Consider the following 15,208-nt stretch of genomic DNA (forward strand, 5'->3'; position numbering starts at 1 on the left):
ACGTGATGTCAGCCGTTCAGCGACGTCCCCGTGGAGCGGAGGCTCTCGCAGGCTTCCTTGATCCGGTCGGCCATACCGGCCTCGGCCGCCTTGCCCCAGGCGCGCGGGTCGTAGGCCTTCTTGTTGCCGACCTCGCCGTCGACCTTCAGGACGCCGTCGTAGTTGGCGAACATGTGCGCCGCGACCGGACGGGTGAACGCGTACTGCGTGTCGGTGTCGACGTTCATCTTGATGACGCCGTGGTCGACCGCGGCGCGGATCTCCTCCAGGGTCGAGCCGGAGCCGCCGTGGAAGACCAGGTCGAACGGGCGGTCCTTGCCGATCTTGGCGCCGACCGCGTCCTGGATCTCCTTCAGGATCTCCGGGCGCAGCTTGACCGAGCCGGGCTTGTAGACGCCGTGCACGTTGCCGAAGGTCAGCGCGGTCAGGTAGCGACCGTGCTCACCGGCGCCGAGCGCCTCGACCGTCGCCAGGCCGTCCTCGACCGTGGTGTAGAGCTTGTCGTTGATCTCGTTGGCGACACCGTCCTCCTCGCCACCGACGACACCGACCTCGATCTCCAGCACGATCTTCGCCGCCGCGGCCTTGGCCAGCAGGTCCTTGGCGATCTCCAGGTTCTCGTCCAGCGGCACGGCCGAGCCGTCCCACATGTGCGACTGGAACAGCGGGTTCTCGCCGCGGGCGACGCGCTCCGCGGAGATCTCCAGCAGCGGCCGGACGAAGCCGTCCAGCTTGTCCTTGGGGCAGTGGTCGGTGTGCAGCGCGATGTTCACCGGGAAGTTCTTGGCGACCTCGTGCGCGTAGGCCGCCAGCGCGACCGAGCCGGTGACCATGTTCTTCACCGTCGAGCCGGACAGGTACTCGGCGCCGCCGGTGGAGACCTGGACGATGCCGTCCGAGCCCGCCTCGGCGAAACCGCGCAGGGCGGCGATCAGCGTCTGCGAGGAGCTGACGTTGATGGCCGGGTAGGCGAAGCGGTTCTGCTTGGCCTTGTCCAGCATCTCTGCGTAGACCTCAGGGGTGGCAATAGGCATGTCTCGCGGTACTCCTCACAGCAAAGTTCATGTGGGTTGAGCTCCAGTATCACCGGCGGGCACTTCGTCGTGCCCGGCGGCCTGCCTGCCGAGCCGGCCAGGTGGCCGGGGAGCGAACGGCAGACGAACAGACCAGTTGATGAACAGGACCGATCCAGTTTGTTACAGCTTTCAGGCCGACCCGGACCGCGGGCCGCGGGGGGTCAGCGCCATGTGCAGCCGGTAGCGGTCGGCCCGGTAGGCCGACCAGGACAGCTCGACGACCTTGCGGCCGGCGAAGGTGGTGCGCTCGAGGACCAGCAGGGGTGCCCGCCTGGCCACGCCGAGAACCCGGGCGACGTGACCGTCGGCGTTGTCCGCCCGGACGGTCTGCTCACCCGAGGTGACGACGACGTCGTACTCGCTGGCGAAGACGTCGTACAGAGTGCCGAGCTCGCGGCCGAGCAGGCCGGGGAAGAGCGCGGACGGATAGAAGCCGACCTCGTAGGCCATCGGCGAGGCGTCGGCCGTGCGCAGCCGCTCGACCCGGATCACCTTGGTGCCCTTGGGGACCCGCAGCCCCTTCGCGGTCTCGTCGGAGGCCTCGATCTCGGTGGCCGACAGCACCACCGTGCCGGGCTCCAGCCCCCGCGCCCGCATCTCCCGGGAGAACGAGGTGAGGTGCAGCTGGGAGTCGACCTGTGGGCCGGTGACGAAGGTGCCCTTGCCGTGCACCCGCTCCAGCGCGCCGGACTCGACCAGGTCGCTGATCGCCTGCCGCACGGTCACCCGGGAGACGTTCAGCTTGTCCACCAGGGCCCGCTCCGAGGGGATCGGATCCCCGGGGTGCAGCTCGACATCGATCAGCCGTTCCAGCACCGATCGGACCTGGGCCCGCTTCGTCGCCACCATCGAAACTCGATCCTCCAGACCTGGGCGGGACTCGGGGGTGCCCCGGGACGCCGCTCACTGCTATCGTGCGCAGCATACCTGTTAAGACCAGATAGGACCAGTGATCGCAGTGGTGTCTGTCCCCGCCCCGGCAACCCAGATGGCGCGGGAGATCGCCGAACAGCCGGCCGCCCTGGCCGCGACGTTCGAGCATGTTCTCCCGCTGCGGCACGACATCACGCGGCTCGCCGCGGGTCGCCGCAACGTCATCTTCGTGGCCCGGGGGTCGTCCGACAACGCGAGCGTCTACGGCCGCTACCTGACCGAGATCCACGCCGGCCGCCAGGCCGCGCTGGCCGCTCCGTCGGTCGCGACGCTGTACGGCGCCAACCTCGACCTGTCGAACTCGCTGGTCGTGGCGGTGAGCCAGTCCGGAGCGACCCAGGAGATCGTCGAGACCGCGGAGTGGGCCAAGCGCAACGGCGCCGCGGTGGTCGGCATCACCAACGACGGCGACAGCCAGCTCGCCTCGACCGCCGATGTCGCCCTGATCACCCAGGCCGGCAAGGAGCTCGCGGTCCCGGCGACCAAGACCTACACCACCCAGCTGGCCGCGATCACAGTCGTCGTCGACGCGCTCGCGCAGAAGCCGGGCACGCTGGACGCCGATATCGCCCGGGTTCCGGACGCGGCCGCGAAGATGCTCGAGGGTTCGGTCGAGGAGGCCGCCGCGCTGCTGGCCGGTGCGCACGACGTCCTGGCCAGTGGCCGTGGCCTGACCTTCGGGACCACGCTCGAGGTCGCGCTCAAGCTCGAGGAGACCTGTCTCCAGCCGGTCCGGGGTCTCTCGTACGCCGACCTGAAGCACGGCCCGATCGCGGTCGTCGACGCCGACCTGGTCACCATCCTGGTCGCGGCCGGCGAGGGCCCGGCGCTGCCCGGCATGACCGAGCTGGCCGGCCTCGTCCGCGAGAAGGGCAGCAAGATCCTCGGCATCGGCGGCGACCCGACCTTCGCCTCCCGCTGCGACGTGAACCTGCCCGGCCCGGATCTCCCCGAGACCCTGGCCCCGCTGGCGCTCGTCATCCCGGCCCAGCGCGCGATCGAGGCGCTGGCCCGCAAGCTCGGCCTCGACCCCGACGCCCCGCGCGGTCTGCGCAAGGTCACCCAGACGGACTGAAACACCCCGCGTCTCTCCGGTTTGACCGTGCCCTAAGGCCACGGTTTCAGATGGTGCTCGGAAGCATTCGAGCAACGGAGGAGAGACGCCATGGGACGGGGACGCAAGGCGATCGCGGGCTGGGGGCTCGCGATCCTGGCGACCGGATCGGTGCTGGTGCCAGCCACCAGCACCGCCGCCGGGACCAGCCCGGCACAGACCAACACGTCGGCACCGGCAAGGTCATCGGCAATGGCACCGGCCAAGTCGTCGGCGGGGTCGAAGGTGGTGTGGGGTGCCTGCCCGGCGGATACGACGGCGAAGTTCCCGGCCGCGCCGATGGAGTGTGCGAAGGTTCCGGTGCCGCTCGACTACGCGAAGCCCGGCGGAGCGACCATCGACATCATGGTGTCCCGCGTCGCCAGCATCAACCCGGCCCGGCGCGGAGTCCTGCTGACCAACCCCGGCGGCCCTGGCGGCGAAGGGCTGTCGATGCCGGCCGAGCTGGTCACGCTCGGCATTCCGGGCAGCGTGCTCGACAGCTACGACCTGGTCGGGATGGATCCACGCGGCGTCGGCCACTCCGCTCCCGTCAGCTGTGGCTTCACCAGCGATCAGGCGTACGCCGGCAACGTCCCGCCGTACCCGGCAAATGCGGCAGCGGTCACCCAATGGGCGACCGTGGTGAAGGGCGTCTCCGATCAGTGCGCCGCGAACGATCACGACGGACGTCTCCGATTCATGTCGACCGCGAACACCGCGCGGGACATGGACACCATCAGGGCCGCTCTGGGCGAGGAGAAGCTCAGCTACTTCGGCGGCTCCTACGGTACGGCGCTGGGCGCGACGTACGCCTCACTCTTCCCCGAGCGCACCGACCGGATCGTGCTCGACAGCAACTCCGGTAGCACCGTGCTCACTCGGGAGAGCCAGCTCCGCTTCGGGCTCGGCGCCGAGCAACGGTTCCCCGACTTCGCCAAGTTCGCGGCGGCCCGGAGCACGGCGTACGGTCTCGGCCGGACGCCGACCGAAGTCCGCCGGAACTTCCTCGCCTTCGCCAAGCAGCTCGAGACGAAACCAGTCCTCGGGTACGACGGTGCCACCTTCCGGATCACGGTCTTCGCCAGCCTCTACGCCGATCACGACTTCCCCCACGCCGCCCAGCTCTGGCAGGGCCTGAAGAGCTTCACCCCAACCGGCCAGAAGCCCGGAGCATCGACACTGCCAGCACCCAAAGCGCTGGCCGCCGACCCCGTGCTCGGCGCCCGGCCCGCAGCTGCCCCGACAACCCAGTCAGCGGGTACGCCGTCGCCGTACGACAACGCAATCTCGGCGTATCTGGCTGTGGTCTGCAACGACTCGGCCTGGCCGCGCGACCTGGCCACCTACCAGCGCGACGTCAAGGATGCTCGGCAGCGGTACCCGCTGTTCGGTGCGGCGGGCGCCAACATCAACCCGTGCGCGTTCTGGCCGCATGCCCCGAGCGAGCCGCCGGCCACGATCAGCACCAAGGGTCCGGCGAACATCTTGATCCTGCAGAACCTGCGCGACCCAGCGACTCCGCATGTCGGCGGAGTCCTGCTACGCAAGGCGTTCGGGGACCGATCCCGATTGGTCAGCGTCGATCAGGGTGGCCACGGAGCCTACGTCTACGGCGGCAACGCCTGCGTCCTGAACGTGGCAACGGCCTTCCTCGTCGACGGGAAGCGCCCGAAGCACGACCTGCGCTGCGCCAGCTAATGGGCAGCTGACCCTGGCCGGAAACACTCCACGCCATGGGAAGATCGCTTCCATGGCGTGGAGCACCCGTCAGGTCGCCGAGCTCGCCGGGACGACCGTCAAGGCGGTCCGGCACTATCACAAGCTCGGTCTGCTCACAGAGCCCGAACGAACCTCCAACGGCTACAAGCACTACGGCGTAGCCGAGCTGACCAGGCTGCTGCGGATCCGCCGGCTCACCGAGCTGGGCCTGTCGTTGGCGCAGATCGCCGAGCTCGGTGACACCTCCGAACACCCCGAGCAGACGCTGCGCCACCTCGATGCCGAGCTCGCCGCCGGGATCGAGCGACTGCAACGACTCCGCGCCGAGTTGGCTCCGATGCTCGAGCACGGCTGGCCGACCGACCTTCCGGCCGAGTGGGCGCCCTTGGTCGGCAAGATGTCCGCGAACGACCGCGCCCTGCTGGTCGTCCAGGCCCGCCTCCTCGGACCGGAAGGGCTCAAGGCATGGAAGCGATTCCTGGTCGAGTACGCCGAGGATCCCGCGGTCGGCGAGTTCGACCAGCTGCCGCCGGATGCGGACGAGAGCAGGCGCGCCGACCTGGTCGTCCGGCTCGGGGCGCACTTCGCGGAGATCCGCGCCGAGTTCCCCGAGCTGCAGCAGGCCCGGGCCGCCGCTCCTGGTGGGTCGCAACATGTCGGCCGAACGATCGACTTGGCCATGAACGACGTGTACAACTCGGCGCAACTCGATGTCCTGCAGCGAATCCGGAATCTTCGGAAGTAGCGGACAGAACCTGTCCTCTTCTGCTGGGAGAGTAGAGACATCAGAACAGCGAGAGGGTGTGGGCAGATGTTGCGAGGCATGGCGACCGTGAGCTTCTACGCGGAGGACGTCAAGGCGGCTCGGGACTGGTACGCGGAGTTCCTCGGCACCGAGGCGTACTTCGCGGTGCCGTCGGCCGAGGAGCCGGTGTACGTCGAGTTCCGGTTCGGGGACTTCCAGGCCGAGCTGGGCATCATCAACGCCAAGTTCGCACCGCACAAGGTGGACGGCGGACCGGCCGGGGCGATCCTCAACTGGCAGGTCGACGACCTCGAAGCAACCCTCGCCCGCCTGGTCGAGCTCGGCGCCACCGTCAACGAGGGAATCGTTGAGCGAGGCAACAACACCGGCTTCCGGACCGCGTCGGTGGTCGACCCGTTCGGCAACCTGATCGGCATCATGAACAACCCGCACTACCTGGAGATCGTCGAGTCGACGCGCTCCTGACACAGCACCCCGAGGCCCACGTCCACTGACCCAGCGTCAGTCGGCGTGGGCCTCGTCGTACGCGGACTGGGCGTCGAGGATCCCCGGCATGCTCGTGGTCAGGTAGCCGATCAGATCCAGCAGTTTGCCGGCCAGTACGGCGCCGGTCGGAGTCAAGCTGTACTCGACCTTCAACGGAAAGGTCGACTGGACATCCCGGAGCACCAGGCCGTCGCGTTCGAGGGCCTGCAGGGACTGGGCCAGCATCTTCTGACTGACTCCGTCGACGTGCCGGCGGAGCTCGTTGAAGCGCATGGGGCCGTCGGCCAGCGCTCCGAGCGCCAGTGCTCCCCAGCGGCCGGTCACGTCCTCGAGCACCGGCCGGGACGGGCAGGCGGCGGAGAACACGTCGTACTCGATGTCCTCACTCACCTGGCCAGTGTAGTTCGTCACAGGAACCAGGTACTTGAAGTTCGTAGTTTCTATTGGTAAGCAGTATCTCTTAGAAACTCCAGACAGCAACGCGAGCCCGAGGAAGAGGAATCATGACGATCGACCGGCGTTCTTTGATCAGGAGCAGCGGCGCGGTGGGCCTCGGCGCACTGGCCCTGGCCGCGGTGAACAACGGCACCGCACTCGCCCACGACGACTACCCGGCGAACCTGTCGCCGACCGAGCGGCGGCACCTGCGGATCTTCGACGAGCTCGACTTCGAGATCTTCACCGGCCAGAAGTGGAACCGGCTCGACGAGAGCCACGCCCACACCATCCGCGTGCACTGGCCGGACGGGCACTTCACCGACGGCATCGACAAGCACATCGCGGACCTGAAGGCGATGTTCGTCTGGGCGCCGGACACCCGGATCCAGCAGCACCCGCTCCGGGTCGCGACCAACGAGCTGACCGCGGTCACCGGAATCATGGAGGGCACCTTCACCCGCCCGATGCCCGACGGCAAGGGCGGCTACATCAAGCCCACCAACAAGCCCTACAAGATCTCGATGGCCACCGTCGGCATCTGGAACCGCCACAACACCATGGACGAGGAATACCTCTTCTGGGACAACCAGTCCTTCAACACCCAAATCGGCCTCGGCTGACCCGCCCTCCCACCCCACCCCCACTTCGCCCCCAAAGGTGCGCCGACTGCTCCTTGTGCACGATCACCAACTTTGTGAACCCACCAACCACTTCCACCCCCTCCGGATGGTCGGTGGCTACCCAAAGATGCGGGGCGCGCACAAAGACGCGGAGCGTGCACAAAGGTGCGGGGGCCGCTCTTTGGGTGCGATCACCAACTTTGGGAAGCCACCGATCGTTTCGACGGGGTCTGCGTGGTTGGTGGGTTCCCAAAGATGCGCCGCGCGCACAAAGACGCGACGCGTGCACAAAGGTGCGGCGGCCGCTCTTTGGGTGCGATCACCAACTTTGGGAAGCCACCGATCGTTTCGACGCGCTCTGCGTGGTTGGTGGGTTCCCAAAGATGCGCCGCGCGCACAAAGACGCGGCGCGTGCACAAAGGTGCGGGGGCTGCTCTTTGGGCGCGAGGTGGGGGTGGGGTACGGCGGGGTGGGGTACGGCGGGGTGGGGTACGGCGGGGTGGGGTACGGCGGGGTGGGGTACGGCGGGGTGGGGTACGGCGGGGTGGGGTACGGCGGGGGGCGGGGTTAGAGGGGGCCTCGGTGTTTTAGGGCGGTGGTGATTTGGGTGGCGGCGTTGAGGAGGTGGGGGAGGACTTCTTGGCAGAGGGAGTCGGGGGTGGAGCGGGAGGCATGGGCGGAGACGTTGAGGGCGGCGATGATGCGGCCGCGGGAGTTGTGGATGGGGGCGGCCAGGGAGCGGAGGCCTAGCTCGAGCTCCTGGTCGACCAAGGCGTAGCCGTCCACGCGGGTCTGGTCGATGGCTGTGCGGAGAGCGTCGGGTGCGGTGACCGTACGGTCGGTGAGCGGCTCGGCGTCCAGCGCGGACAGGTAGGCGTCGAGGTCGGCCGACGAAAGACCGGACAGCAGGACTCGGCCCATCGAGGTGGGGTAGGCGGGAAGACGCGCGCCCACCCCCAGCGCCACGGTCATGATCCGGCTGGTGGGGACGCGAGCGACGTACACGATGTCGGGCAGGTCGAGGGTCGCGATCGAGCAGGACTCGCGGGTCGCGACGCTCAGCTCCTCCATGTACGGACCGGCGAGCTCGCCGAGGTCCAGCGAGGACAGGTAGGCCCAACCGAGGGCGAGCACGCGCGGGGTCAGCGAGAACTGGCGACCGTCAGTGCGCACATAGCCAAGCTGCTCGAGCGTGAGCAGGATCCGCCGCGCGGTCGCCGGCGTGAGGCCGACATCGCGCGCCACCTCGCTCAACGTCAGGGACGGCGCCTCCGCGGAGAACACACGGATCACCGCGAGCCCGCGCTCGAGCCCTTGCAGAAAGGTCCCACTGGACGCCTCACCAACCATCGGCTAGCCTACTTTTCGTTGAAAGAAGAACTTTTCGCTCAGCGAAATCATAGTGGAGCCGCGCATGCCCCGTCCAGTCCCCCTCGACGAAGCGATAGCGACTCACGTCCACGACGGTGACACCGTCGCGCTCGAGGGCTTCACCCACCTGATCCCGTTCGCCGCCGCGCACGAGATCGCCCGCCAGGGCCGTCGGCACCTGAAGCTCGTCCGGATGACGCCCGACGTCGTCTACGACCAGCTGATCGGCCTCGGCGTCGCGGACGAGCTCGTCTTCTCGTACGGCGGCAATCCGGGCGTCGGTTCGTTGCACCGCCTGCGCGACGCCGTGGAGAAGCACTGGCCGCACAAGCTGGTCGTTCACGAGCACAGCCACGCCGGACTGGCCAACGCGTACGTCGCAGGTGCCGGCCGACTGCCCTTCGCCGTACTGCGGGGCTATCGCGGCACTGACCTCGAACAACAGAGCGACATCATCAGCCGGGTCACCTGCCCGTTCACCGGCGAGGAGCTGGCCGCAGTGAAGGCGGTCAACCCAGATGTGTCCGTCATCCACGCACAGCTGGCCGACCGCGAGGGCAACGTGATGCTGTGGGGTCTGACCGGCGTGCAGCGCGAGGCGGTCCTCGCAGCCGACCGGGCGATCGTCACGGTCGAAGAGATCGTGGACGAGTTCCCGGAACGCACCGGTGCGGTGATTCTGCCGGAATGGGCGCTCGCCGCGGTGAGCGTCGTACCGGGTGGGGCCTGGCCGTCGTATGCGCTCGGCTACTCGACCCGGGACAACGACTTCTACCAGCAGTGGGATGCGGTGTCGCGCGATCGCGGCTCCTTCCTCGCCTGGGCCAAGGAGAACGGACTGGAGGCGGCTGCGGATGCCTGAGAACTGGAACAGCGCGGACATGATGAACGTCGCCGCCGCCCGCGAACTGCATGACGGGGACGTGTGCCTGGTCGGGGTCGGTCCGCCGAACCTGGCAGCAAACCTGGCCAGGCACACGCATGCGCCGGCCTGCCGCCTCGTCTACGAGTCGGGTGCGATCGACGCCAAGCCGCGTCGGCTGCCGCTGTCGATCGGGGACGACGACCTGGCGGCCACCGCGACCTCGGTCGTCTCGGTGCCGGAGATGTTCAACTACTGGGTCGGCGCCGGCCGGATCGATGTCGGGTTCCTCGGGGCCGCGCAGATCGACCGGTTCGGGAACATCAACACCACGGTGATCGGTGACCACGACAATCCGAAGACGCGGCTGCCGGGTGCCGGTGGCGCACCGGAGATCGCGGCCAATGCCGGCCGCGTGATCGTGATCGTGAAGCAGTCGCCGCGGACGTTCGTCGAGCAGGTCGACTTCGTCACGAGCGTCGGCTACGGCCCGACCGGTCGCGAGCGGCAGGCGCCCGGCGCCGGTCCCACGTTGGTGATCACCGACCACGGCGTCCTCGAGCCGGATCCGGTGACCAACGAGCTGACCATGACGCGGTTGCACCCCGGGGTCACCGTCGAGCAGGCCCGCGCGGTCACCGGCTGGGACCTGAAGGTTGCCGATAGCATCCAAGAGGTCCCGGCGCCCACCGAGACCGAGCTGGACGTCCTGCGCCGGCTGCGCGCCCGCGAGGTCATCAATGGCTGAGCACCGCGAATGGGGTGGCTGGGAATGACCGAAGCGTTCGTCCACACGTCGTACGCCGGACGGGTGGTCTTCGGAGCGGGCAGCCTGCACCAGGTCGCCACGGAGGTCGAGCTCCTCGGCATCCGGAGAGCACTCGTCATCGCGACCGGCTCCGCGCAACCAGCAGCCGACGAAGTCCAAGCAGGGTTGAAAGAACGCTTCGCCGGACGCATCGACGGCGTCCGGCAGCACGTCCCCACCGAGGTCGCCGAGGCGGCCCGAGCCAAAGCCCGAGAAGTCCAGGCAGACGGCATCATCGCCATCGGCGGCGGATCGGCGATCGGGCTGGCGAAAGCGATCGCCTTGACCGCGGACGTCCAGATCCTGGCAGTCCCCACGACCTACGCCGGCTCCGAGATGACGCCCGTTTGGGGCGAGACCTCAGGCGGCAGCAAGACCACCGGCACCGATGTGCGAGTGCTACCGAAGACGGTCATCTACGACCCGCGACTGACACTCCAGCTACCGCTGAAGGTCACCGCGGCGAGCGTGGCCAACGCCCTCGCGCACTGCGTCGAGGCGGTGTGGACCGAGAAGGCGAACCCGATCACCGAGACCACCGCAGTCGAGGCCGCCCGCGCTCTCAGCACCGGCCTCCGCGCAACCCTCGCGAACCCCACCGATATAGATGCTCGCGGCAACCTTCTGTACGGCGCCTGCCTGGCCGGAACCGCCCTCGCCGCGGCCGGGACCGGCGTACATCACAAGCTCTGCCATCTCCTCGGTGGCACCTACAACCTCCCGCACGCCGAGACCCACGCGGCCGTCCTCCCCCAGGTCACGCGGGTGAAGGCCGTCGAGGTTCCCAGAGCCAAAGCCCGGCTGGAAGAAGCGCTCGAGACCGACGACCTGGCGACCGGCCTGTTCGATCTGTTCGCGGCGGCGAATGTGCCGACCAGCCTGCAAGCCCTGGGATTGACGCGGGAGCAGGCCGTTGCGGCCGCCCACTCGTTCCCCGGCGATGTGGAAGAGATTCTGACGAGAGCGTGGGCCGGGACCCGGCCCGAAGGAGCAACCCGATGAGATCCGCCTACCTGCTGGACGCCGTCCGCACCCCGGTCGGCAAACTCGGCGGCGCCCTGGCCGGCGCCCGCCCCGACGACCTCGCCGCCGTCACCCTGCAAGAGCTCGCCCGGAGAAACCCGAGCCTCGACCCGGCGGAGCTCGACGACGTCTTCCTCGGCAACGCGAACGGCGCCGGCGAGGAGAACCGCGACGTGGCCCGGATGGCCGCCCTGCTGGCCGGCTTCCCCACCAGCGTCCCCGGTACGACGGTCAACCGCCTCTGCGGGTCCGGCCTGGAAGCCGCGATCCAGGCGGCGCGGGCGATCGAGACCGGCGATGCGAGCCTGGTGATCGCCGGTGGCGTGGAATCAATGAGCCGCGCACCGTGGGTGCTCCCGAAGCCCGACCGCGCCTTCCCGCACGGCAGCCTCCAAGCCGAGTCGACCTCCCTGGGTTGGCGTTTCATCAACCCGCGGATGCCGAAGGAGTGGACGGTCTCGCTCGGTGAAGCGACCGAGCAACTCGCCGAGAAGTACGGCGTCACGCGCGAAGCGCAGGACCTGTTCGCCCTGGAGAGTCACGAGAAGGCAGCCAAGGCCTGGGCAGCAGGCGCCTTCGACGACGAGGTGCTGCCCTGGGACCGTCTGGCCGAGATCCTCCCGAAGAAGCACACCCCGCTGACCCGGGACGAATCGATCCGCGACGGCAGTACGCCGGAGCTGATGGCCAAGCTCAAGCCGGCCTTCCGCGACAACGGCACGGTCACCGCCGGCAACGCATCCACGTTGAACGACGGGGCATCCGCCGTACTGATCGGTGATGAAGCTGCTGCGGATCGCCTGGGAATCCCCAAACTGGCAAGGATTGTCAGCCGGGCGGTGCACGGCGTGGAGCCGCAGTACTTCGGGATCGGACCGGTCGAGGCTGCCAACAAGGCGCTGGCCAAGGCCGGCATCGGCTGGAACGACCTCACCCTGGTCGAGCTCAACGAGGCGTACGCCGCCCAGAGCCTGGCCTGCTTGGGCCAATGGCCCGACCTCGACCGCACCAAGGTCAACGTGAACGGCGGAGCGATCGCCCTCGGACATCCCCTGGGCAGCTCCGGGACCCGGATTCTCACCACCCTCGCGCAGGAACTGAAACGCCGCGGCGGCGGCTACGGACTGGCCACTCTCTGCATCGGCGTCGGGCAGGGACTGGCACTGGTGATCGAAGCCTGAAAGGCAGCGAAATGGACCTGCACGGAGAAGACCTGACAGATGCGGTGGTGGCCAGCTTCGACGGGAGCCTGGAGCCGCGGACCAAAGAGGTGATGAGCGCGCTGGTGCGGCATCTGCACGCGTTCGCACGCGAGGTGCACCTCACCGAGGACGAGTACTTCCTCGCGATCGACTTCCTCACCCGGACCGGCCAGATCTCGAACGACAAGCGCCAGGAGTTCGTGCTGCTGGCCGACACCCTCGGACTGTCGATGCTGACGGTCGGGCTGGGCAACCCGGCGACCGAAGGCGCGACCGAGTCGACGGTCTTCGGGCCGTTCTTCGTCGAGGGTTCGCCCGAGGTCGAGCTCGGCGGCGACATCGCGAACGGCGCGCCCGGACATCCGTGCCTGGTGAGCGGCCGGGTCCTGAACACCAAGGGTGAGCCGATCAAGGACGCGCTGGTGGAGACCTGGGAGGCGGACGAGGACGGCTTCTACGACGTCCAGAAGTCGGAGCTCGGCGGTCCGCAGAACCGGGCCCATCTGACAACCGATGCCGAGGGCAACTATGCGTTCTGGGCGGTGAAGCCGGTCGCCTACCCGATCCCGGACGACGGCCCGGTCGGCGAGATGCTGCGGGCCGGTGGTCGCGGCCCGATGCGTCCCGCGCACATCCACTTCATGGTCACCGCGCCCGGCTACCACCGGCTCATCACCCACGTGTTCGAGCAGGGTGACCCCTACCTCGGCAACGACGCGGTCTTCGGCGTCAAGGACTCGCTGGTCGCCGAGTTCAGCGAACACCCGGCAGGTTCCACCGCGCCGTACGGGAAGACGCCGGACGTGCCCTACTACTCCGTCACCTACGACCTCGTTCTCGCTGAGGAGTCGCGATGATCACCACCGACGTCCTGATCGTCGGCACCGGTCCGGCCGGTGGCGCCGCCTCCCTGTTCCTGTCGACGTACGGCGTCGACAACATCGTGCTCACGCGCTACGGCTGGACCGCGAACACCCCGCGAGCCCACATCACCAACCAGCGCACGGTCGAGCTGATGCGCGACATGGGCATCGAGGACCAGATCACCGGCAAGGGCACCGCGCATCATCTGATGGGCCAGACCGCGTTCTGCACCAGCCTGGCCGGTGAGGAGATCGGCCGGATCCGCACGTGGGGCACGCATCCACGCCGGCTCGCCGACTACACCGAGGCGAGCCCGACGCTGCCCTGCGACCTCCCGCAGACGCTCTTCGAACCGATCCTGGTCAGTACGGCGGCCGCCCGCGGAGCGAAGGTTCGCTTCAACACCGAGTACCTGTCGCTCGAGCAGGACGACGACGGCGTGACCGCGACCGTCCGCGATCGGCTGAGTGGCGAGACGTATCAGATCAGAGCGAAGTACCTGATCGGTGCGGACGGCGGCCGGAGCAAGGTCGCACAGGACATCGGGCTGCCGATGGCCGGGGCGATGGACATCGAAGGCTCGATGAACATCGTCTTCGAGGCCGATCTGTCCAAGTACGTCGCGCATCGGCCGAGCGTCCTCTACTGGGTACTGCAGCCGGGTGCGCAGATCGGTGGCATCGGCGCCGGCCTGGTCCGGATGGTCCGCCCGTGGAACGAGTGGCTGATCGTCTGGGGCTACGACATCACGCAGCCCGCGCCGGTGGTGGACGAGGCGATGGCGACCGAGATCGTGCACAACCTGGTGGGTGACGACACGATCGACGTGAAGCTGAAGGGCACCTCGGTGTGGAGCGTGAACCACATGTACGCCGAGAAGGCGTCGAGCGGCCGCGTGTTCTGCATGGGCGATGCGATCCACCGGCACCCGCCGAGCAACGGCCTCGGCTCGAACACGTCGATTCAGGACGCGTACAACCTGGCCTGGAAGCTCTCGCTCGTCCTCAAGGACCAGGCGTCGCCCGACCTGCTGAAAACGTACGACGAGGAGCGGACCCCGATCGCCCGGCAGATCGTCGATCGGGCCAACAAGAGCCGCACCCAGTTCGGCCAGATCTTCAAGGCGTTGGGCATGACGCCGGACGCGCCGGAAGGCCGCACGATCGAGTCCCGCAAGGACGACACCCCCGAAGGCATCGCCCAGCGCGAAGAGCTGCGGGCCGCGATCGCGCTCAAGGACTACGAGTTCAACGCCCACGGCGTCGAGCTCGGTCAGCGCTACAGCTCGGGCGCGGTCGTCACCGACGGCACGCCGGAACCGTCGTACGACCGGGATCCGGAGCTCTATTACCACCCGACCACCTGGCCGGGCGCGCGGATTCCGCATGCCTGGCTGAGCAGCCACGAAGGCACCGTCAGCACGCTCGATGTGGTCGGCAAAGGCCGGTTCACTCTGCTCACCGGCATCGGCGGCGAGGCGTGGGTGAAGGCGGCCCAGTCGGTCGCCGAACAACTCGGCGTACCGATCGAGCCCTTCGTGGTCGGACCCGGCCGCGAACTCGAGGACCTGTACGGCGACTGGTCGCGCGTGCGCGAGATCCCGGACAACGGGTGCCTGCTGGTCCGCCCGGACGCGCACATCGCCTACCGCGCGTCCGAGCTACCTACCGATCCCACCGAGGCCCTGCAGACGGCAGTCAGCCAACTCCTAGGCCGCTGACGACTGCTGTGCCTCCGCCCGCTCGCGGGCGTCGCGGAGAATCTGCTCGAGGATGGCCGAGATCTCCGCGGTCTCGGCATCCAGCAACGTGATCAGTGCGACGCGCGACGATTCGGAGCGCGCCTGGAGAGCAGCAGCGCTCAAGGCGCGCACCGTCCCCAATTCGTGGATCAGTTCGTCCCACAGTGAACTCATGACAATCCCCTGTTTTCCCGTCACAAACC

At 68.3% G+C, this 15,208-nt stretch carries 16 protein-coding genes; 11 read left to right on the forward strand and 5 right to left on the reverse strand.

The window, feature by feature from the left end; genetic code table 11:
- Window positions 1-8 precede the first annotated feature (8 nt).
- Together fbaA and OG474_RS14175 are read right to left on the reverse strand one after the other, a co-directional pair.
- Complete coding sequence (gene fbaA, locus OG474_RS14170) at window positions 9-1,034, reverse strand: class II fructose-bisphosphate aldolase (protein WP_405062733.1); 1,026 nt, start codon at window positions 1,032-1,034, stop codon at window positions 9-11.
- 171 nt (window positions 1,035-1,205) lie between these two features.
- Window positions 1,206-1,925 (reverse strand): GntR family transcriptional regulator, encoded by a 720-nt coding sequence (locus tag OG474_RS14175; protein WP_132191951.1) that lies wholly within the window; start codon window positions 1,923-1,925, stop codon window positions 1,206-1,208.
- Window positions 1,926-2,037: 112 nt separating this feature from the next.
- On the opposite strand from OG474_RS14175, the gene OG474_RS14180 reads away from it, so the two are divergent.
- From OG474_RS14180 to OG474_RS14195, 4 genes are all read left to right on the forward strand, one after another.
- Entirely contained in the window at window positions 2,038-3,084 is a 1,047-nt protein-coding gene (locus OG474_RS14180; RefSeq protein ID WP_405062734.1) for an SIS domain-containing protein, read from the forward strand.
- A 90-nt stretch (window positions 3,085-3,174) separates the two neighbouring features.
- The gene (locus OG474_RS14185) at window positions 3,175-4,803 is read left to right on the forward strand and encodes an alpha/beta hydrolase (RefSeq protein WP_405062735.1); all 1,629 of its coding nucleotides are present in this window, start codon (window positions 3,175-3,177) and stop codon (window positions 4,801-4,803) included.
- 52 nt (window positions 4,804-4,855) lie between these two features.
- Window positions 4,856-5,569 (forward strand): MerR family transcriptional regulator, encoded by a 714-nt coding sequence (locus tag OG474_RS14190; protein WP_405062736.1) that lies wholly within the window; start codon window positions 4,856-4,858, stop codon window positions 5,567-5,569.
- 66 nt (window positions 5,570-5,635) lie between these two features.
- A complete protein-coding gene (locus OG474_RS14195) occupies window positions 5,636-6,055 on the forward strand; it encodes a VOC family protein (RefSeq protein ID WP_405062737.1) in 420 nt (139 codons plus the stop codon).
- 36 nt (window positions 6,056-6,091) lie between these two features.
- Here the strand turns inward: OG474_RS14195 and OG474_RS14200 are convergent, their stop codons facing one another.
- The gene (locus OG474_RS14200; RefSeq protein ID WP_405062738.1) at window positions 6,092-6,466 is read right to left on the reverse strand and encodes a winged helix-turn-helix transcriptional regulator; all 375 of its coding nucleotides are present in this window, start codon (window positions 6,464-6,466) and stop codon (window positions 6,092-6,094) included.
- Window positions 6,467-6,579: 113 nt separating this feature from the next.
- Between OG474_RS14200 and OG474_RS14205 the strand changes: the two genes are divergently transcribed.
- Complete coding sequence (locus OG474_RS14205) at window positions 6,580-7,134, forward strand: hypothetical protein (protein WP_405062739.1); 555 nt, start codon at window positions 6,580-6,582, stop codon at window positions 7,132-7,134.
- Between the two features lie 567 nt (window positions 7,135-7,701).
- Here OG474_RS14205 and OG474_RS14210 read toward each other — a convergent pair.
- Window positions 7,702-8,484 carry an IclR family transcriptional regulator C-terminal domain-containing protein gene (locus tag OG474_RS14210; protein ID WP_405062740.1) on the reverse strand — a complete coding sequence of 261 codons (783 nt, stop codon included), beginning with the start codon at window positions 8,482-8,484 and terminating at the stop codon, window positions 7,702-7,704.
- 64 nt (window positions 8,485-8,548) lie between these two features.
- On the opposite strand from OG474_RS14210, the gene OG474_RS14215 reads away from it, so the two are divergent.
- The 6 genes from OG474_RS14215 to OG474_RS14240 are packed head-to-tail and all read left to right on the forward strand — an operon-like array spanning window position 8,549 to window position 14,984.
- Complete coding sequence (locus tag OG474_RS14215) at window positions 8,549-9,367, forward strand: CoA transferase subunit A (protein ID WP_405062741.1); 819 nt, start codon at window positions 8,549-8,551, stop codon at window positions 9,365-9,367.
- A complete protein-coding gene (locus OG474_RS14220; RefSeq protein WP_405062742.1) occupies window positions 9,360-10,115 on the forward strand; it encodes a CoA-transferase subunit beta in 756 nt (251 codons plus the stop codon). The genes OG474_RS14215 and OG474_RS14220 overlap by 8 nt, the downstream gene beginning before the upstream one ends.
- 24 nt (window positions 10,116-10,139) lie before the next feature.
- The gene (locus OG474_RS14225) at window positions 10,140-11,177 is read left to right on the forward strand and encodes a maleylacetate reductase (RefSeq protein ID WP_405062743.1); all 1,038 of its coding nucleotides are present in this window, start codon (window positions 10,140-10,142) and stop codon (window positions 11,175-11,177) included.
- Entirely contained in the window at window positions 11,174-12,379 is a 1,206-nt protein-coding gene (locus OG474_RS14230) for a thiolase family protein (RefSeq protein ID WP_405062744.1), read from the forward strand. The genes OG474_RS14225 and OG474_RS14230 overlap by 4 nt, the downstream gene beginning before the upstream one ends.
- Window positions 12,380-12,390: 11 nt before the next feature.
- Window positions 12,391-13,257, forward strand: a complete 867-nt coding sequence (locus OG474_RS14235) for an intradiol ring-cleavage dioxygenase (RefSeq protein WP_405062745.1) — start codon at window positions 12,391-12,393, stop codon at window positions 13,255-13,257.
- Window positions 13,254-14,984, forward strand: coding sequence for an FAD-dependent oxidoreductase (locus tag OG474_RS14240; RefSeq protein WP_405062746.1), 1,731 nt, complete (start codon window positions 13,254-13,256; stop codon window positions 14,982-14,984). Before OG474_RS14235 ends, OG474_RS14240 begins: the two co-directional genes overlap by 4 nt.
- On the opposite strand, the gene OG474_RS14245 is transcribed toward OG474_RS14240, so the two are convergent.
- Window positions 14,973-15,179, reverse strand: a complete 207-nt coding sequence (locus tag OG474_RS14245) for a hypothetical protein (RefSeq protein WP_405062747.1) — start codon at window positions 15,177-15,179, stop codon at window positions 14,973-14,975. The two genes, OG474_RS14240 and OG474_RS14245, sit on opposite strands and share 12 nt — an antisense overlap.
- Window positions 15,180-15,208: the final 29 nt, after the last annotated feature.

Source organism: Kribbella sp. NBC_01505, assembly GCF_045040285.1.
Lineage (GTDB): Bacteria > Actinomycetota > Actinomycetes > Propionibacteriales > Kribbellaceae > Kribbella.